Origin of the sequence: Nitrosomonas sp. (assembly GCF_043753625.1) — a bacterium.
Taxonomy (GTDB): Bacteria; Pseudomonadota; Gammaproteobacteria; order Burkholderiales; family Nitrosomonadaceae; genus Nitrosomonas.
The window spans coordinates 1-18,902 of the sequence record NZ_JAYUWI010000042.1; the positions used below are offsets into that span (position 1 = coordinate 1).

Consider the following 18,902-nt stretch of genomic DNA (forward strand, 5'->3'; position numbering starts at 1 on the left):
AGCAATTTTATGCGCTGCCAGAATAAATCCGTCTAGTTTAAAGGGATGGCATGCCAGCTCATCCAAAATATGCATTTTTGCGCTTAATGCGACAGAACCAATAATTGAGCTAGTTTAATTTTTGATTATACGAGGTAGATAACCTTATAACTAGACAGGATATTTGATATTTATCAAACCTGATTGAAAGTATAATTACAGAATTATTTGTTGTATGTGAGAATTCTCACACCCAGGTAGCTTTTACTTATTTCTTCGCTAATACTATTTGCTATCGATTCTTGAGGTAGGCCATGAGCCTGCTGGAGATTTATCTTTGTATCTCAAACACAACGAGTGAAAGAATTGCGTTGGGCCATCCGTAGGAAAGACTTGGAGAATATCGTAAAAACCTTGACTGGCTTCAGTCCATCTTTGTAACTGGTAGGCATTCAATGCACGCGCGAAGATTTCACATAACCACAATTGTTTTTCACTGGCTGATTGCCGATAGGCCATCAGCTCCAATAGCCTTACCGGGATTGTTTTTCCCGGCAATATAAAATCACCAAGCGAGCGTGTGAGAAAACCATCTAAGCCATCGACTACTTCACTGGATAGCAAGATGCGTGTTTTGAGAACTTTATTGGCGCCTTGAATTCGATTGGCAGTGTTTACGACATCTCCAATGACGTTGTAACTTCCATACCCTCTTCTCAGGGACATTTCACCAAAATGCAATCCTATTCTGGTCGGCAACAGTAACCTACTGTCTGATTGCGATTGGTTAAATCGCTCGACTGCGGCAGCTAAATCAAGGGATGCCTGGCATGCTTTCGTTCGCAGAATGGCATTTTCCGGGTCATCAATCCATATTGCCAGCATTGAATCTGCAATCATATCCATGATGTGTCCTTCATGTTGCCTAATTGGATTTTTCAATACGTCGCGATATCCATTGATCAACTGGCCCAAATCCCTTGAATCCATCAGTTCAGCTAATGTTGTGTATCCCGCCACATCCGTGGTTAAGCAGGGGCTATAAATGCCATACTCATCTTTGCTTCCTAATATTTTTTCTACGGTTTTGTTGGGGTAAGAAGAACCTAATGATTTTCTGATTTCCATTAGTTGTATCTCGAGTTGCTTACTTTTCCTCTTTTCTAAGTGATGCTTTTGTATTTCTGCCAAAATAAAAGCAAATAGTATTTGTGAAAATGGAATCATCACAGGTAACCAAATAGCGGCTTCCTTAAACAGGTAGTATGTGCAGAAGGTGTAAATCGATATGACAAAAATACCCAGCACAATAGATTCCCGGGTAGACAAAATCAGGTAAACAATTCCCATCACAAAACCTAGCAGAAATAGAATTCCTAGAGCACCCGAAAGTGGTAAAGGCCTGATAGGCTTGTTTTCCAATAAATTGGCGAAAGCCGTTGCAGCAATCTCGACACCGCTTATGAAAAGGCCGTCCGGATTTGAGAATATCGTATGATAATCGTCTCGCACGATATCTTGCTCGGGCTGGGTAGCGCCTGAAAATCCGACAAAAACAACCTTACCCTTAAAATCGATTCCTTCCGGTAGATTTTTATTACTATTATTTTCATGAAGTTGTAACACTTGATAATAAGGAATTGTCGTTACACTACGTGGTGGACCATAAAAGTTCAGGTAGTGTTTATCTTGACCTGAATATAGATTTAATAACGAAGTGACCATCTTCTTTTTGGCGAGACTCATATTTGAATCACGATTGAGCTCCGTTTGTATCTTTTGGGTCATTTGTGGCCGATTAATGAATATATGGCGCAGTGTTAATATCAAATCTTCGATATCATTATCTTTCGAATGAGAAGGTAATTGTTCGGTTATTGTTGGATCTGCTGCTTGTAGTAAGCGAACGAAATCGTCATATATTGGCAAGGTGAAAATTTGTAGCGCGATGACTGGCGCCGTGGGAATATCTCCAGCACTCGCTTTAAAAGTCCAATAATCATTGACTCGTTCAGCTTTAGGTAATGGAAAGGGTGCGCGAGCTTCGGCAGCATCTGCAATGATTGGCAGGAGCGGCGCGGGGCCTTCTTCAAAAATACGATTTTGTGTTTGTTCTTCGTCTATGAGTAATCCTGTATCACGATAAACCAATCGTTCAATTAATACGACATTACCCGCAGTTTTTATCGCATGCGCTAGCTTCTTGTCGTTCTCTGGGATAGCACTGGGTGTGTCAAAAATAAGGTCAAAAATGATGACACGTGCACCCGCCTCGGTGAGCTTATCAATTAGGCTGGCATGTAAGTCGCGTGGCCATAGTCGAGGTGTAATCGGCAAATCCAGTTGGGTAGCCGAGGGCTGGTCAATCGCAACAACAACTACATCATCGGGCGCAGTAATCGCACCGCGCAAATGAAATAGCCAGTTTAAGCCAAATTTTTCTTCAAGCGCTAACCCGAATGGCAATAGATATATAAGCACACCGAATAAACCGATAAAGCTACCTAAGAGTAGCTGCTTAAACCATTTTGTCATGTTGGTGTTCCAGACCTACTGATAACAAGATTGATAGAAACGATTTTTAAGACATTCAAAATAGCCTGAAATCATAATCCTGGAAATGGTCTTTAGGACTGCACGATTTTCATTATAGCAGCAAGAAGACAAGCACTTAGATTCTCATATCAATTACACATGTCTGAATACTGGTCATATCTAATTTTTAAAATGCGCCTCTAATTCCTGCAACGATAGCTCGTCCCGGCAATGGTACGGTATCTTTTAGAAACGAGGTATGTACACGCATATCGTTATCCAGCAAATTTCTGCCCTGCAGGAAAAGTGTATAGTGAACGGATTTAGATAGTTTCATGTGATAACCCATTTCGGCATTCATCAGCGTGTAACCAGATGTTTCGGTTTCTAATACGGCTACGCGATGCTGGCCTGTTACCCGTGTGAGGTTAAAATTAGCTTGCCACGAATTTTTCCTGTAATCCAGATCAAAACCGAAGCGTTGCGGAGTCATTCTCGGAATATTGCCATTATCCTTCAGTCTGCCGTATACGATATCGGTAAATAGCCGCAAGTTAAGTGTATCGGGTAATAGTGCAACTATGGCTTCGGCTTCCACACCGTAAAATTTTGCACGTGTTTGTGAAAAATCCTGAACCAGGAAAGCACCATGCCGATCCAATAGGCCTTCATCATTTACCCTGTCCGCGAAACCATCAAGATTACTATCGCGACTTTGCTGGAAAATATAATCATTAATGTAGTTATAGAATAAATTTACTTTACCGGTGATCGTACCTGTGGTTTTTTGCAGTGCAATGTCAAAGTTATTCGAAGTTTCTTTTCTCAGGGTCTGATCCCCTTGCTCAAAAGTATTGGTAGCGATATGCCTGCCATCGGCATACAGTGCGACAGTATTCGGGGCTCGTTGTCCGCGTGTGGCAGTTAAGTCAACCTGATAACCATCCATAAATTTCCAGGCACTTCCTGCAGATACGCTATACAAATTAAAATCACGTGTTTGAAGCAGCGTGGCTTGCGGGTTATGGGCGGTATGTTCAAAACGCCCGCCTACTTCAAACCGCCATTGCTGCCATTCACGCTTTTCAAGCATAAATAATCCAGCCGATTGCGAGAGACTGGATGGCACGAAAGCTTCTTCACCTTTAGCGGAAAAATTACGATTCTGTAACTGAATGCCCATAACGCCTTGCCATTTAGCGATCGGGGAATGGATGAGTTCAGCTCGGCTATCCAATTCGTTATTTTTAAAACGGCTACCAGCATCACCACTTTGTTCGAGCTCCTTGTGCTGGTAATCATTATAATTAAAGCGCACCTTGAGTTGCTGGAATCCTTTTAATGGATTATCCAGATCGCCAGCCAAACCGTAGCGGGTCTGACTCATGTCAATTTTTGCACCTTCCGGACCGGGAATACCGTAAAAATTTTCCAGCTTTGAAACCGACATGCCCACAAAGCCGCGGTCACCAATATAGGAACTGCCCACCGATAAATTACTCGAATCGATGGCACTATTTCTGATAAAGCCGACTTCACTATTCGGATCATTGGGATTAGCACGCCCGGGGATATGAACATCATTGGTTTTTCTTTTGGCGCCTTCAATATTCCAGGACATTCTGCCCAAGCTTCCTGATGCATTGAGCGCACCATTGCGTTCTTCCAGAGCGGAATTGAAGCGTCCTTCAAAGTTAGCCTGGGGCGTTTTAAATAATCGATCAGGTATGCGATCGTTGACGACATTCACCACGCCACCGGACACACCGCTGCCGTACAACAATGTGGATGGTCCGCGTAGTATTTCGATGCGTGACGCATTTAAGGTTTCTGTTGCCACGGCATGATCCGGGCTAATGATCGACAGGTCACCCGTACCAACACCATTTTCTAAAACCTGTACACGAGGCCCGTCCTGTCCTCGAATAATTGGGCGGCCAGCACCTGGTCCAAAACTACTAGACGTTACTCCCAGTTCATGCGATAGCGTATCACCCAGATTGGTCTCACGTTTCCGGCGCAGGCGATCGCCTTGCAATACAATATCAGCCTTAACCCCAGATGACTCAGCCGAGCTTGCGTTCGGCGCAGTAATTTGGACACTTGGTAACTCGACGTTCTTATTGACGCTTTGTGCATGACTATTGGATATTTCCAGCAGGGAAAATACCAAGATAACTGCCACTGTTTGAGATGTTTTGCCTTTATACAACCCGGCAGCATTATTTAATTTATGCTCAGAACAATCCATGCAGTTTTCCTAATTAAATAGGGTGTTTGGTGTGCAACTGAGTTGCGCCAATGAAACTGATCAATCACAGGTATTCAATACAAATCAAGACAATCAATAGATTGTTTGACATCTGATACAGATCAGGATTGACCGTTTAATAAATCAGAGAGAATGAAACAGGAGGTGCACGTGAATGATAGGAAGGGGTTTTGTTGTCAGAATGATGCCTGACTGTTAGTGATGACAAGTGGTGACGTGTTATCGGGCCACAAAGGGATAATCCAGAAACAACTAAAAAGATATTTAATGCAGTAAGCGCAAGACAATCCAAGCAGATTTCATCGAGATCAGCGCCATTATCAGTCTCGGTTTCAGTAACATCGAGCATATCGGTTTGTGCGAAATGTGTGAAAGCATGTGCCATCGAAAAGATCGGCACAGACAATAATGCTAACGTCAAAATTAGAAATAAGCTTTTGCGCATCATTGGAAATTCAAATTGGTTTTCTAGCCATAGAAAATCACTTGACCTTTTATTTTGTAAAGTGAATTTTTTAACTGCAATCGGCACAAAGGCCTTTCACCGTCAGCTCAATTTCTTGAAATCGATAGCCAATCGGTAAAGGCCAGTTTCGCTCAATCGGCAAATCACTCAGGCAGATCACCTGTGCACAATGGGTACATTTGAAATGTGCATGCTGATGTGAATGCAATCCCCGGTTGGCATGATAACGCCAAGCTCGATCATCACTGGTTACTTTGTGGATCAGATTTTTATCGACGAGCCATCCCAGCGCGCGATATAAAGTCACCCGATCCAGTTGCAAGGTTTGCGGCAAACGCTGTTCAATTTCCCGGTGCGTAATCGCTTGTTGTTCTGCCAGAAAAATGGCCAGAATTCTGATTCTGCCTACTGTTGCTCTGCCGCCGCTGTGCCGGATCAATGCCTCAGCGGTACTGTGAAGCTTATTAGACATAAACATACTTAAATAAACGCAACATTGTTGCAATTATTGTAATGGAATGAGTTGCTGAGTGCAACAAGTAATTTGTTTGCGCAAGAATCCGCGCTTTGATAAAGAGATGATTTTTCTGCACCAGAGTTTCATTGATATCAATGGGGGAATCAAAGCAGAGGGATTCGGCTATCAATGCATGCTGAGATTTAATGCTTGACATTCCAACTATGGGAAGGTTTAGCATTAAGACTCCACAAAAAATTGATACAGGAGTTGAACATGAAAAACCATTTACATCATAATCATCCTACGGCTAACGAACAATCATTGAACAGGGTTGCGTTCATGGCCACCGTGCATTGCTTGTCAGGCTGTGCGATCGGTGAGGTTGCCGGTATGGTGATTGGAACGGCACTGGGCTGGAGCAGTGAGGAAACGATAGCGCTTGCGATAACGCTCGCTTTTCTATCCGGTTACCTGTTGACCATGCTGCCTATTCTACGCGCGGGGTACAGCTACAAGGCGGCCATGCGTACCGCTCTCGCAGCCGATACGGCTTCTATTGCGATCATGGAGATCACCGATAATCTGATGATGTTAATGATCCCGGGCGCGATGAATGCATCGCTTGATTCGTTGCTGTTCTGGGGCAGCCTGGCGAGTGCCTTGGTCATTGCAGGCATTGCCGCTTTTCCGGTCAATCGCTGGCTCATCGCGCGAGGCCGCGGTCATGCGCTTGCGCATGCTTATCATTGAGGTAACGGCATGAATATTGGACAGGCAGCACGCGCTTCAGGCTTATCGGCAAAAATGATCCGCCACTACGAAGCGACCGGTCTCATTCCGGAAGCGGCGCGTTCTTACTCAGGCTATCGCCATTACGATGAACGCGACATTCATACCTTGCGTTTTATCCGCCGGGCGCGCACGGCCGGTTTTAGTACCGCACAAATCAAGCAACTGCTGTCGTTATGGCACGACCGGCAACGGCCGGCGCGCGAGGTCAAGCAGCTTGCCGCAGCGCACCTGGCTGAGTTGAAGGAGAGGATCACTGAACTGGAATCGATGGCTCAAGCGGTGTCGCAATTGATGACGCATTGCCACGGCGATGATCGCCCGGAATGTCCGATTCTGGCATCTTTGGCCGGTGAAGATAGCGCGCAAGCGGTTATCGAGACACGCAGCGCGAACCGTCCGCTAGCCCATGTGCGCCGGTTAATGCCGCGCGGTGGCCAATAACCCGATGTCATCGGGATAACTCTGATTATTTATCCCGGTGATCTATTTCAATCGTTGGAGGTATACCATGAAAACAGCCGTATCCATTATTTTTATCCTTGCCTTGATGTCCGCGGGTTTGTTGCGGGCAGACGGCGATCACCACCATTCAGGCGCTTTGGATGAGGAAAAATTGGGAAAAGTCACTTTTCCGGTTTCATGCTCGCCGGTAGCGCAGGCACAGTTTAATCAGGCGGTCGCGATGTTGCATTCCTTCTGGTACGACGAGGCCGGAAAGATGTTCCGTCAAGTGACCGTTACCGATCCCGCCTGCGCCATGGGCTACTGGGGTGTTGCAATGAGCCTCTATCCCCAGTTATGGGCAACACCCCCGGTCACAGCGGAATTGCAGCAGGGGCGCGAAGCGCTGCAACAAGCGGAAAAGCGGGTGATCAAAACGGAGCGGGAAAAAGCCTATCTTGCAGCGGTTGCATCCTTGTACCAAGGCGACGAGAAAGCAGATTACGGTGCCCGGAAGATCGCTTATCAGGACGCCATGGAACAGGTCTGGATGCAAAACCCGGATGACCGGGAAGCCGCGGTGTTTTACGCCCTGGCGCTGATCTCCACGGCTGCTCCAAAAGACAAGACTTATGCCAAACAGAAGAAGGCGCTGGGTTTACTGCAAAAGGTGCTGGAGCACGAACCGGGTCATCCCGGCGTGGCGCATTACATCATCCACGGCAGCGATTATCCCGGCCTGGCCGGGCTCGGGCTCAGCGCAGCCCAAACGTACGCGAAGATCGCTCCGGCCGTGCCGCACGCGTTGCACATGCCGTCGCACATTTTCATCCGGCTGGGACAGTGGCCGGAGGCGGCGCAATCCAATCTGGCGGCGTACCATGCAGCAAAAGACTATGCACGGAAAAATGCTGTGAACGGAACCTGGGATCAGCAGTTTCACTTTATGGACTATATGATGTACGCCCATCTGCAGACCGGTGAAACGGAAAAATCCAGGGAAATCCTGCAAGAACTGCACGGTATTCAAAAAGCGCAGCCGGAAAATACCACTTCTGCTTATGCATTCGCGGCGATTCCGGCGCGGTATGCGCTGGAGCGCGGCGAATGGCGAGAGGCCGCGGGATTAACCGTTAGTCCGGCCGATTTTCCCTGGAATCAATTTGGCTGGTGCGAGGCTATAACGCATTTTGCCCGCGGCTTGGGCGCTGCCAGAAGCGGACAAGCGGATGTTGCCCGAAACAGTCTGCAACGGCTGGAGGTATTGCGCGATGCCGATAAAGCGACAAATAAAGGCTATCCGGTTGATCAAATTGAAATTCAGCGTCTGGCAGTGGCGGCCTGGATTGCTTATGCGGCAGGCAGAACGGAAGAAGCGGTGAAACTGATGCGCGCTTCGGCTGAATTGGAAGACTCGACCGAAAAAGACAATGTCACGCCGAGCGCAATAGTACCCGCCAGGGAATTGCTGGGCGAGTTACTGCTTGAATTGAAGCAACCCGGTGAAGCGCTGAAGGAATTCGAAACCTCGCTAATCCGTACACCGAATCGCCGCAACGGTGTATTTCGCGCTGAGCAGGCGGCAAGGCTTGCCGGTGATCAGTTTAAGGCAAATCGTTATGAGGAGCAGTTCCAGCAATTGAGCGCGTCTAATTGGCTACGTTGATAAAGAACATTAATGGTTGAAGATTTTGTTTGTCAAGCCTGGAAATCGTTTATACTAAAAAAATGAAAGCACGCAACTACAAATGGTTATTGGTTTTTTTCATGCTCTGGCTCCCATTGCAAGGTGCTGCAGCAGCTGTCTTGTCAGTGTGTGTACAGGAAAAAAATATTAACAGTCATCATCACAAATCAACAATAACTATTGACAGCCATCATCACGATGGCTGTCATAAGCAAACGGCTGATAATACATCCGATCACTTATTAGCCAGCTTGCCATGCAGCGATACCGCTTGTGACGCCTATAGCAATACGCCGATTCTGTCGGGCTATACTGCGCCAGTACTCACTAATCACACTTCCGCTATTACTTCATTACATTCCAGTTTTATTTCATTTGTACCCGAACAGCCGCAACGCCCACCTCTAGCCGCCTAATCCTAATTGTTTGCGCGCCAGCGCGAGAGTAGGGGATATTAAGCGAGCCGCAGGACACCAAGTAGCATTGGCGAACTTGCACGCTAACCCTATTCGATAACCTGCCGGCAGGTTTTCTGCCATGGCAATATCATTGATTACGGTCTGGAGGCATTGATGTATTTAATATTTTTTGTTCAAATCCAATCGGCTCCGATGAGGAGGCTCCGATGATTCGCGCAGGTATGATCGCATTAATAGGGGCAATTACCGCGATAACCGCTCAAGCACAAGAATCTCGTTCGATTATTTTTTCTAAGTCAATTGAAAGAGCAACCGAGGACGCACTTCTGGTGCATAACACCCCGCTGTTATCTGATTTGATCGCGGAAACTCTGAAAAATAACCCAGAAATCCGAGCCGCGGCTCAGGAACATCAAGCCGCACAGCAAAGGGTCGCGCCGGCAGGTGCATTGGATGATCCGCAAGTTGAAATCGGTGTGTTGTATATGCCGATTGCCGCATCACCTTTTCGTACTGAAGATATGACGATGAAAATGATCGGGTTGGCACAGGCATTGCCTTTTCCAGGCAAACGCGATTTGCGCGAGGCGGTAGCCAGCAAGGATGCAGAGGCGATCGAGTATGGTTATCAGGAAACCATCAATCGCATCGTGCATGACCTCAAAACTGCCTATTTCGATCTCGGACTCACGCTCGAACTGATTAAGCTGGTCGAGAAGAATAAGCAAACTCTCGAACATTTTTTGCGCATTGCGGAAGAACGTTATCAAGTCGGCCAAGGCAGTCAGGCCGATGTGTTGAAAGCGCAGACACAAGTATCGCGGATGATGGATCGCCTGATCGGCCTCGCGCGTGAGCAGCCCATGTTCGAAGCGAATCTGCTGCGCGCGCTGGGGCGCGGCATGGGCAGTAAAGCACCGGCGCCGCTGCCGGTACAGCTTTACCATGAACCGGCTTTGAAACTGGAAGCATTGTATGAGGCCGCCTTGATTCAGCGTCCGCGCTTGCTGGCGTTGAAAAGTTTGATCGCGCGCAGCGACAAAGTGTTGGATCTGGCGCAAAAAGATTATTACCCTGACTTCACGCCGCGCTTGATGTACGGACAACGCGAAAGCCGGTTGGACGGCACCGGGCGCGCCGACGAGGTCAGTTTCACCGTGACCATGAATCTGCCAGTATGGCGGAAAAGCAAGCTGGAGCCGCGCGTTTCGGAAGCATTGGCGTTACGCGACCAGGCCATGAGCCTGCACCAGGCGCAAATCAACGAGATCGCCGCCACATCGCGGCAACAGCTCGCCATTGCGGAGCAAAGCTACAAATCGGCGCAGCTTTATCAATCGACCATCCTGCCGCAAGCGCGGCTGACCGTTGAGTCGTCATTGTCAGCGTACAAGGTGAATCGCGTTGATTTTCTGACCGTTCTGGATAACCAAATGACCGTGTTCGATTACGAAACCAGCTTGGTTGCCGCAATCACAAGTTACCACAAGGCGTTGGCGGAAATCGAACTGTTGGTCGGCAAGCGACATGATGAACACAGATAATGGAATCTCCCATGAAATCAATCGTTAAATTATTGTTGCTTGCCTTAACAGTGGTCGCCTTGATGTTCGCTGGTTATTGGTGGGGCAGCACGCAATCGCAGAAATTTGCTCATGGCGATACAGCCCAACCGGAAAAAACCAAGAAAATTTTGTACTATCGCAACCCGATGGGCCTGCCCGATACTTCTCCAGTACCTAAAAGAGATCCGATGGGAATGGATTATCTGCCGGTTTATGACGGTGACGAATCGCCTTCGGATCAAAACGTCGTGACCATTAGCACGGAAAAAGTGCAGAAACTGGGCGTGCGCACGGAAGCAGCAATATTGCGCGAACTGATACGTACCGTGCGGGCGGTAGCGACGGTTCAGATCGATGAGCGCAAACAATACAACGTGGTGACCAAGTTTGAAGGCTGGATTCACCGGTTGTATGTTAATACCACAGGGCAAGTGGTAAAAAAAGGCGATGCCTTGATGGATGTTTACAGCCCTGATCTGATTACCGCGCAACAGGAATACCTGATTGCGGTAAGAGGACTGCAATCCGTTGCCGACAGCAATCAGGACGTGCGTGCTGCCATGCAACGACTAATTGCTGGCGCATTGCAAAAACTGCGTAATTGGGACATCGCAGAAGCTGAGTTGCGGCGCCTGCAGCAAACCGGTGAAGTGCAGCAATACATGACGTTACGCGCAAAAGTTGATGGTGTGGTTTTGGAAAAGCAAGCGGTCATGGGGCAGCGCTTTATGCCGGGAGAAATGCTTTATCAAATTGCAGATTTGTCGAGTATTTGGATGCTGGTTGATGTGTTCGAACAGGATCTCGGCCTTATTCATCCGGGTCAATTGGCTACTGTTCGAATAGATGCTTATCCCGATAAAGTCTTCAACGGCGAAGTGGCATTTATATACCCGGCGGTGACGCCCGAAACGCGCACAGCCATCGTACGTATTATTCTTGCCAATCCCGGTGGTCTGTTAAAGCCTGCGATGTATGCGCACGTCGAATTTTCTTCGTTTCATAGCAAAGATAAAGTGTTAACGGTACCTGATTCTGCAGTACTGGATACCGGTACCCGCCGGGTGGTATTGATCGATCTCGGAGCAGGCCGCTTTGAGCCGCGCACGGTGAAGCTCGGCATGCATGCCGATGGTTACGTTGAAGTGCTGGGTGGGCTTCGAGCCGGAGAAACCGTGGTGGTCAAGGCGAATTTTCTGATCGATGCGGAAAGCAATTTCAAGAATGCATTAAGTGGATTTGGACAAAACCATCAAGAAACAAGCACCAGTGGACAGACTGCCAGCGCTTCCCGCATGACCTATCGCGGCGAGGGAACGATCAAAGCCATTGATTTAGCGCATGCGATGGTTACAATTGCGCATGGCCCGATTGAAAGTCTTCAGTGGCCTGCCATGACGATGGATTTTCGCTTTCTGGAACCGGTTCTACTCCAATCATTCAAGCCGGGTCAGCAAATTAGCTTTGAGATAGCGGAAGAATCGGCCGGTGAATTTGTGTTGGTGCGCATGGAAGCAGCCGACGGTGCGCACAACCACGGGAGGCACTGATATGCTCAGGTACATTATTGAATGGTCGATTCGACATGTTTTCCTGGTGCTGCTAAGCACAGCCTTTATTGTTGGCTGGGGAATATACGCCGTATGGAAGATGCCGGTCGACGCGATTCCCGATCTATCCGATGTACAAGTCATTATTTATACGGAGTATCCTGGACAGGCGCCGCAGGTGGTCGAGGACCAGGTGACCTATCCGCTCACCACCGCTATGCTCGCCGTGCCCCGGTCAAAAGTGGTGCGTGGCCAGTCTGCATTTGGTGTCTCGTTTATTTATGTCATTTTTGAAGATGGCACGGATATTTATTGGGCGCGATCGCGTGTGCTGGAATATTTGAATTTTGCGGCAAACCAACTCCCTCGGGATGTGCGGCCTGCGCTTGGTCCGGATGCAACCGGAGTCGGGTGGCTTTATCAATATGTTGTTACCGCTAAGGATCGCACCCTGGATGAATTACGCACTATTCAGGACTGGTTCTTGCGTTATCAACTAACCACCACGCACGGAATATCGGAAGTCGCCAGCGTCGGCGGATTTGTTAAAACCTATCAAATCACGGTCGATCCGCGCCGCCTGCAAGCCTACGATATACCACTGAAAAGAATCACTGAAGTCATCGCCGCCAGCAATCGAGATGTCGGCGGGCGCGTCATTGAATTGGCGGAAACGGAATATATGGTGCGTGGCCGGGGTTATCTACGCGGCATTAGCGATCTTGAGAATCTGGTGGTTAGGGCGCATATCGGCAAGCCTGTTTTGTTACGTGATATTGCCCGCGTGGAACTGATTCCCGGAGAACGCCGCGGCATTACTGAGCTGAATGGTGAGGGTGAAGCCGTTTCCGGCATTGCGGTGGCGCGCTATGGTGAAAATGCACTGGATGTGATTCATGCTCTCGAAGCAAAAATTGACGAAATCAGATCCGGCTTGCCACAGGATGTTTCGGTTGAATCAATTTACAATCGTTCTGAGCTGATTCACCGCGCCATTGCGACGCTGAAAGAAGTATTTATCGAGCAAATCGTCATCGTGGCGCTGGTTTGCGTGGTATTCCTGATGCACGTGCGCAGTGCGCTGGTGGCGATTATCATGTTGCCAATTGGCGTGCTGATTGCTTTCATCGCCATGGCGCAACTCGGAATCAATTCCAATATCATGAGCCTGGCGGGTATTGCGCTGGCGATTGCGGAAATGACTGATGCCGCGATCGTCATGGTTGAAAATTCGCACAAACATCTAGCGCGCCTCGGGCCGGGAGAGTCACGCACGAATGCGGTGATCGCTGCTTGCAAGGAAGTCGGCCCATCCTTATTTTTCAGCTTGCTGATTATTACCGTGTCGTTCCTTCCGGTATTTGCATTGGAAGCGCAGGAAGGGCGCATGTTCCAGCCGCTGGCGTATACCAAAACGTTTGCCATGGCCGGTGCGGCGCTCTTGTCGATTACGCTGGTTCCGGTGTTGATCCTGCTGCTGATACGCGGCCGGATTCCACGCGAGGAAGATAATCGGCTGGGCCGTTTCATGATTCGATGGTATCAGCCGATTGTGGCCGGGGTAATGCGCTGGAAAAAATCCATACTGGTAATCGCATTAGGCGTGCTGGTTGCCACCGCTTATCCGGCCATGAAATTGGGCACGGAATTCATGCCGACATTGAACGAAGGCACGCTATTGTATATGCCCGTCACGTTACCGGGAATTTCGGTGACCAAAGCGGCGGAAACGATGCAAACGCAAAATAAAATCATCATGACTTTCCCGGAAGTCGCCTCTGTTTTCGGTAAAGCCGGGCGCGCCGACACTGCCACCGACCCGGCGCCATTGGAAATGACCGAAACCATCATCAATTTAAAACCGGAAAACGAATGGCGTCCCGGCATGACGATCGACAAACTGATCGCCGAGCTCGATCAAGCGCTGCAAATTCCCGGTGTCGCGAATGCCTGGACTATGCCGATCAAGAACCGTACCGACATGCTGGCGACCGGCATCCGCACACCGGTCGGCATCAAAGTGTTCGGCAGCAATCTGGATGAAATCGAAGCGATTGCCCGGCAGATTGAAGCCGTGGTGAAAACAGTACCGGGTACCGCCAGCGCCTATGCCGAGCGCATTACCGGCGGCTATTACCTGGATATCGAGCCCGATCGCCTGGCGTTGGCGCGTTACGGATTGGCGGTCGGTGATTTGCTCGAGGTTATTTCGGTTGCGTTGGGCGGGCAAGTGATTACCACCACGGTCGAGGGCCGTGAGCGCTTTGACGTGGCGATCCGCTATCCGCGCGAACTGCGTAGCGATCCGCAAGCCATAGCGACGCAAGTGCTGGTGCCCGCGATGGGTGGCACGATGATTCCGCTGGGTCAATTGGCGCAAGTCAAGCTGGTGCAGGGGCCGCCGAGTATTCGTACGGAGAATGCGCTGCTGTCTGCTTACATTTTCGTCGATATTCGCGACCGCAATATCGGCGGTTATATTGCCGATGCGCAGCAAGCCGTGCGCGATCAAGTGCAATTTCCGCCGGGGTACTATGCGACCTGGAGCGGGCAGTTTGAATATATGCAACGCGCGACTGAGAAATTGAAACTGGTTGTGCCGCTTACCATTTTGATGGTGTTCTTGCTGGTGTACTTAAATTTCGGCCGATTGACCGAAACGCTGATCGTCATGCTATCGGTGCCTTTTTCACTGGTTGGCGGCATTTGGCTGATGTATTGGCTGGAATACAACCTGAGCATCGCCGCAGTCGTCGGTTTCATTGGCCTGATCGGCATTGCCGCGGAATCCGGTATGGTCATGCTGGTGTTTATCGACCAGTCGCTCAGCACAATCTCCCGGCAGCGCAAAGCACTCGCAGAGAAAGTAACGCTGACGGATCTGTACGAAGCCGTCGTGCAAGGCGCGGTCTATCGAATACGCCCGGTAATGATGACCATCGTGGGCAGCGTGGTCGGCTTGCTGCCGGTCATGCTCAGCACCGGAACCGGTTCTGAAATAATGCGCCGGATTGCGGCGCCGATGGTGGGCGGAATGGTTTCCGCTACGATCCTGACACTGATTATTTTCCCGGCGGTGTATGCGGTGGTGAAGGGGATTTCGATACAGCGTGCGCTGAAGAACGGCTAGACCAGGGTCATAGTCAGCCAACGACTCTGTATTCAGCCAGCAAGTCATCCATGTCTTCGCCCACGCCATAACCGAGGTTGTCGTGACTGACGCGGCGGACAGCGTCCAGCCGCGTCCATAACGGATCGCGTTGTATCTCAGGTAAAGCAGCGACGGCTTTGAGCGCTTGTTCGAACATTCGCACCAACGCATCCAAGTAACTTTCATCCTCAATACCGACATTATTGCTGAAACCGGTTACGCACTCGCAATAATACACCATCAACTCAGCCAGCCCTTCCGCTTGACCGATCGCTTTTTTGTAATCGCTAATCGCTTTCTTCGCTTTGGCCACTGAGTAGTCTTGATTCTTGAGGATATCAGGCCACAGCCAACGATTAATGGTTGCTTTGTAGGGCTTCAATACATCACCGCCCAGATTAAAACGGGCGTGCAAAAAAATCTGATTGTCCTTATTCGCTGAATATAAATCGTGTACCAAATCCAGCAATCCCTCCCGGTCAAAATTCACCAGCTTTCCTTTTACATCACTCCAGGCGGGGCCTGTCTTTTTAGCCGCCATTATTTCGTCCCATCTTTTTTACAATAGGGTTTATTTTATGATAATTTCCGCTTGTTTTGTTTTGAATGGATGGCTTTGAATAGGTTTTTCAAGGATTGTCTACCGATAGGCATGCGGCAATGCACCCAAAACTTCGACCGGATAACGCCGCAACCGCTGCGTGGCCGGGTCGATGGCGCTGACATGTAAATAGTGCCAGGCTTGCGGACTGTTGTCGATAACATAGCCCTCGGCATGCCAGCTTGCCCATTGCCGCTCGGACAAATGCATCAGCAGTTGCAGGCAATCTCCTTACGGACTGGACCAGATCCGGGTTGTGCCATCATTGGAAGCTGATGCGATCAGCTTGCCGTCGGGAGAAAAGGCGCAATGCCAAACCAAATCCGTATGCCCTGGCACGGGAATCAGCTTGAATACCTAGCGCCGAATGGCGGCGGTATGGTTTTGGCAACGATTCTGACGCTGATTATTCTTCCGGCAGTGTATGCGGTGGTAAAGGGGGCTTCTTTCAGGAGATCACATAAACCGGAAAATTAGTAGATTGATCAACATGCAAAAATATCTTTGTACTATTCTAGTGTTTCCCCAGTTCTTCTTGCAATCGAGAATTGCCCTAAAACTTGTTGATGTGCAATTTCATTGGTGGCTATAGTCATTTGTTTTATACGATGAGTGTGTATTATATTTGTAATCTAATTGTAGTTAGCTACCTTGATGATCACCGCTATCGAAGGCAATAGCCGATGCGTGGTAGATTGTAGATAACGATAGGGGAAGAAAGTGATCAAGGGAATTTTAAAAATCAAAGGTTTAGGTGTCTATGAGAATTACACCAAGCCAGCAGGAACTCAAGAGTTCGGTGTCAAAAACCTCATTTACGGTTGGAACTATTCAGGCAAGACCACGCTTTCGCGACTGTTCGCTCAGTTAGAGAGCAAGCTGCCGAATCCCGATCTCTTGAATTGTTCATTTACCTTCGAGACCGATAATGACCCGATAACTGAAACAAACTTTGCACAATCAAACCTGATTGTGCAAGTTTTCAATGAAGACTTTGTCCGAGACAACCTCAATTTCACCGGTCAAAGCTTCAAACCGATCCTACTCCTGGGAAAAGAATCCGAAGAGGCTCAGAAGAAGCTCGATCACTGCGAGGAGCTGAACAAACGGACGCAGGAGAAGGTCAAAGCCTTTGCTAACGCAGCAAGCGGTCTCGAATCTGCCTTCTCAGCGGCCAGGACAGCCGCAGCAGCTAAGATCAAGAAGACTATTGGCTTGGTTGAGGCCTACACCGCAACCCATCTTGGCAACGACATCAAAACGATCTCAAACTTTGACGCTTCACAGCTTCAGGCCGAGCACAAACTTCGTGATGATCTAAAGCTAGCTCTGACACCAGATAGCGAACGGCCTGGCACTATTGAACGTCTTGCTGCGTCACCATCCATCGATTTACTGTATAAAGAGGCCATTTCGGTGCTTGCTGCAACTCCGAGCCTTGTCAACACCATCAAGCACCTGGAAGAAAATCCGCTGATTGAGCGGTGGATTGAGACCGGTCTTCCGCTACACTCAGAGAAGGACAAGTGCGAGTTTTGCGGCGGCGATCTAAGCAAGCACAGGCAGACCGAATTGCAGACCCACTTTTCCAAAGATTTGGCCGACCACAAGAGTAAGGTCGAGCAACTACACAACCGAGTCAAGGCGACCAAGGTTTTGTTTCCACTTCCCAAGGAAGCCGAGTTTAACCCGCAGTTTCGTGACAAGTTCCGCGGAGCAGCAGCTTTGCTGCTCAAACCCATTGAAGCTTACAACAAAGCTATTGAACGCTTGCCGATGACGTACAGCGAAAAATTGATGCTCCCTTCAAGGTCCAAGAGCCTACGGCGTTTCCTGACAGCCTTGCCCAGGCCATCACCAATGTAGTGCAAGCTATCAACCAGGTCATTGACGACAACAACCAAATCGCATCCAATTTCAACAAAGCCAAGCAGGATGCCATCCAGAAGATCAAGCGCCATTACGTGCAGGAGTTCATTGACGAACAGGCAAAGATTGGTCATGAATCTAAGGTAAAGCGACTCAAAGCCAGACAAGAACGGCTCAACCGCTTTGCAAAAATCGTTCAGCAGGAGGTCGATAAGTTACGGGCCATCATTAGCCATGCACAACTTGGCCGCGAAGAGATCAACAAACGATTGGCTTCCATGCTGGGGAGTGACGCTGTACAGATTAGGGTCGTACCCGATGATGGGCAGGATCGGTTTCAACTTATCCGAAAGAACGGAAAACCTGCTAAAAACCTCAGTGCTGGAGAGAAAACGGCCATAGCTTTCTCTTATTTTCTGTCCAAGCTGAAAGAGCTCAAGCCTGAGCAATTCAAAGAAACTATCGTTTATATCGATGATCCGATCTCAAGCTTGGATGCCAATCACATTTTTCAGGTCACCGCTGCCATTCGGGATCTCTTCTTCTGGCAGGAAAAGGAAAAGGAAAAAGGCACTTGGATGACCACCCGCAAGCAAATCTTTATCTCCACACACAACTTCGAGTTCTTTCACTTCTTACGGGAACTTAGGCCGGATAAGCCGAAACAAGCACGCCTGTTTCTGATCAAACGCATTGGCAATCAGGCATCCAGCTTTGGCAACATGCCTGATTCTCTAGCAAAATATGCCTCGGAGTATCACTTCCTTTTTGAAGTGATTCACAGGTTCCATAATGCTCCAGATAAAACAGACCATGAAGACTTGATGCTCCTCCCCAATGCAGTACGTCGTTTTGTGGAGCTTTACACCTACTCCAGATTGCCCGGGGACCTTAAAGAGACTGTTGATCAAAAAGCAGAAGCTTTGTTTGGCAAAGAGGAAGCTAAATGCATCCTGAAACTTCTCCATTACTTCAGTCATGCGAACAGCATTGACCGTATGGCTGGAAACAACGAACCGTGCTTATCCGGTTGTCTCCCAAGCCCACTACCGGTAGTATGTTGAGCATCTGCGCCAACCTGAGGTGGTCATGGTTATCGACGTGCTTGAGCGAGA

The 18,902-nt window shown here is 48.8% G+C and carries 16 protein-coding genes and 1 pseudogene; 9 read left to right on the forward strand and 8 right to left on the reverse strand.

Annotation, left to right across the window (positions count from 1 at the left end; genetic code table 11):
• Positions 1-264: 264 nt before the first annotated feature.
• The 4 genes from ACH10T_RS04015 to ACH10T_RS04030 all read right to left on the reverse strand — a co-directional run bounded on the left by ACH10T_RS04015 (position 265) and on the right by ACH10T_RS04030 (position 5,724).
• A complete protein-coding gene (locus ACH10T_RS04015) occupies positions 265-2,514 on the reverse strand; it encodes a CHASE2 domain-containing protein (RefSeq protein ID WP_394808040.1) in 2,250 nt (749 codons plus the stop codon).
• 187 nt (positions 2,515-2,701) lie between these two features.
• On the reverse strand, positions 2,702-4,765 hold the full coding sequence (locus tag ACH10T_RS04020) for a TonB-dependent receptor (protein WP_394808041.1): 2,064 nt from the start codon (positions 4,763-4,765) through the stop codon (positions 2,702-2,704).
• Positions 4,766-4,901: 136 nt separating this feature from the next.
• On the reverse strand, positions 4,902-5,231 hold the full coding sequence (locus tag ACH10T_RS04025; RefSeq protein WP_394808042.1) for a hypothetical protein: 330 nt from the start codon (positions 5,229-5,231) through the stop codon (positions 4,902-4,904).
• 70 nt (positions 5,232-5,301) lie between these two features.
• A complete protein-coding gene (locus ACH10T_RS04030) occupies positions 5,302-5,724 on the reverse strand; it encodes a Fur family transcriptional regulator (protein WP_394808043.1) in 423 nt (140 codons plus the stop codon).
• Positions 5,725-5,985: 261 nt separating this feature from the next.
• Between ACH10T_RS04030 and ACH10T_RS04035 the strand changes: the two genes are divergently transcribed.
• The 4 genes from ACH10T_RS04035 (at position 5,986) to ACH10T_RS04050 (ending at position 9,048) form a co-directional block, all read left to right on the forward strand.
• Positions 5,986-6,462, forward strand: coding sequence for a DUF4396 domain-containing protein (locus tag ACH10T_RS04035; RefSeq protein WP_394808044.1), 477 nt, complete (start codon positions 5,986-5,988; stop codon positions 6,460-6,462).
• 9 nt (positions 6,463-6,471) lie between these two features.
• Positions 6,472-6,945 carry a Cu(I)-responsive transcriptional regulator gene (gene cueR, locus ACH10T_RS04040; RefSeq protein ID WP_394808045.1) on the forward strand — a complete coding sequence of 158 codons (474 nt, stop codon included), beginning with the start codon at positions 6,472-6,474 and terminating at the stop codon, positions 6,943-6,945.
• A gap of 67 nt (positions 6,946-7,012) precedes the next feature.
• Positions 7,013-8,611 (forward strand): hypothetical protein, encoded by a 1,599-nt coding sequence (locus ACH10T_RS04045; protein ID WP_394808046.1) that lies wholly within the window; start codon positions 7,013-7,015, stop codon positions 8,609-8,611.
• Between the two features lie 62 nt (positions 8,612-8,673).
• Positions 8,674-9,048, forward strand: coding sequence for a hypothetical protein (locus tag ACH10T_RS04050; RefSeq protein ID WP_394808047.1), 375 nt, complete (start codon positions 8,674-8,676; stop codon positions 9,046-9,048).
• Here ACH10T_RS04050 and ACH10T_RS04055 read toward each other — a convergent pair.
• Complete coding sequence (locus ACH10T_RS04055; protein ID WP_394808048.1) at positions 9,037-9,171, reverse strand: hypothetical protein; 135 nt, start codon at positions 9,169-9,171, stop codon at positions 9,037-9,039. The two genes, ACH10T_RS04050 and ACH10T_RS04055, sit on opposite strands and share 12 nt — an antisense overlap.
• A gap of 86 nt (positions 9,172-9,257) precedes the next feature.
• Between ACH10T_RS04055 and ACH10T_RS04060 the strand changes: the two genes are divergently transcribed.
• The 3 genes from ACH10T_RS04060 to ACH10T_RS04070 are packed head-to-tail and all read left to right on the forward strand — an operon-like array spanning position 9,258 to position 15,296.
• On the forward strand, positions 9,258-10,595 hold the full coding sequence (locus ACH10T_RS04060; protein ID WP_394808049.1) for a TolC family protein: 1,338 nt from the start codon (positions 9,258-9,260) through the stop codon (positions 10,593-10,595).
• 11 nt (positions 10,596-10,606) lie between these two features.
• Positions 10,607-12,166, forward strand: coding sequence for an efflux RND transporter periplasmic adaptor subunit (locus ACH10T_RS04065; protein ID WP_394808050.1), 1,560 nt, complete (start codon positions 10,607-10,609; stop codon positions 12,164-12,166).
• A gap of 1 nt (position 12,167) precedes the next feature.
• Entirely contained in the window at positions 12,168-15,296 is a 3,129-nt protein-coding gene (locus tag ACH10T_RS04070) for an efflux RND transporter permease subunit (RefSeq protein WP_394808051.1), read from the forward strand.
• A 13-nt stretch (positions 15,297-15,309) separates the two neighbouring features.
• On the opposite strand, the gene ACH10T_RS04075 is transcribed toward ACH10T_RS04070, so the two are convergent.
• The 3 genes from ACH10T_RS04075 to ACH10T_RS04085 all read right to left on the reverse strand — a co-directional run bounded on the left by ACH10T_RS04075 (position 15,310) and on the right by ACH10T_RS04085 (position 16,257).
• Positions 15,310-15,858: a hypothetical protein gene (locus ACH10T_RS04075; RefSeq protein WP_394808052.1), complete on the reverse strand. Its 549-nt coding sequence runs from the start codon at positions 15,856-15,858 to the stop codon at positions 15,310-15,312.
• A gap of 99 nt (positions 15,859-15,957) precedes the next feature.
• Entirely contained in the window at positions 15,958-16,128 is a 171-nt protein-coding gene (locus tag ACH10T_RS04080; protein ID WP_394808053.1) for a hypothetical protein, read from the reverse strand.
• Between the two features lie 21 nt (positions 16,129-16,149).
• A complete protein-coding gene (locus ACH10T_RS04085) occupies positions 16,150-16,257 on the reverse strand; it encodes a hypothetical protein (RefSeq protein WP_394808054.1) in 108 nt (35 codons plus the stop codon).
• Between ACH10T_RS04085 and ACH10T_RS04090 the strand changes: the two genes are divergently transcribed.
• Both ACH10T_RS04090 and ACH10T_RS04095 read left to right on the forward strand, forming a co-directional pair.
• On the forward strand, positions 16,228-16,395 hold the full coding sequence (locus ACH10T_RS04090; protein ID WP_394808055.1) for a hypothetical protein: 168 nt from the start codon (positions 16,228-16,230) through the stop codon (positions 16,393-16,395). The genes ACH10T_RS04085 and ACH10T_RS04090 overlap by 30 nt on opposite strands.
• Positions 16,396-16,638: 243 nt before the next feature.
• A pseudogene (locus ACH10T_RS04095) lies at positions 16,639-18,851 on the forward strand (AAA family ATPase).
• Positions 18,852-18,902: the final 51 nt, after the last annotated feature.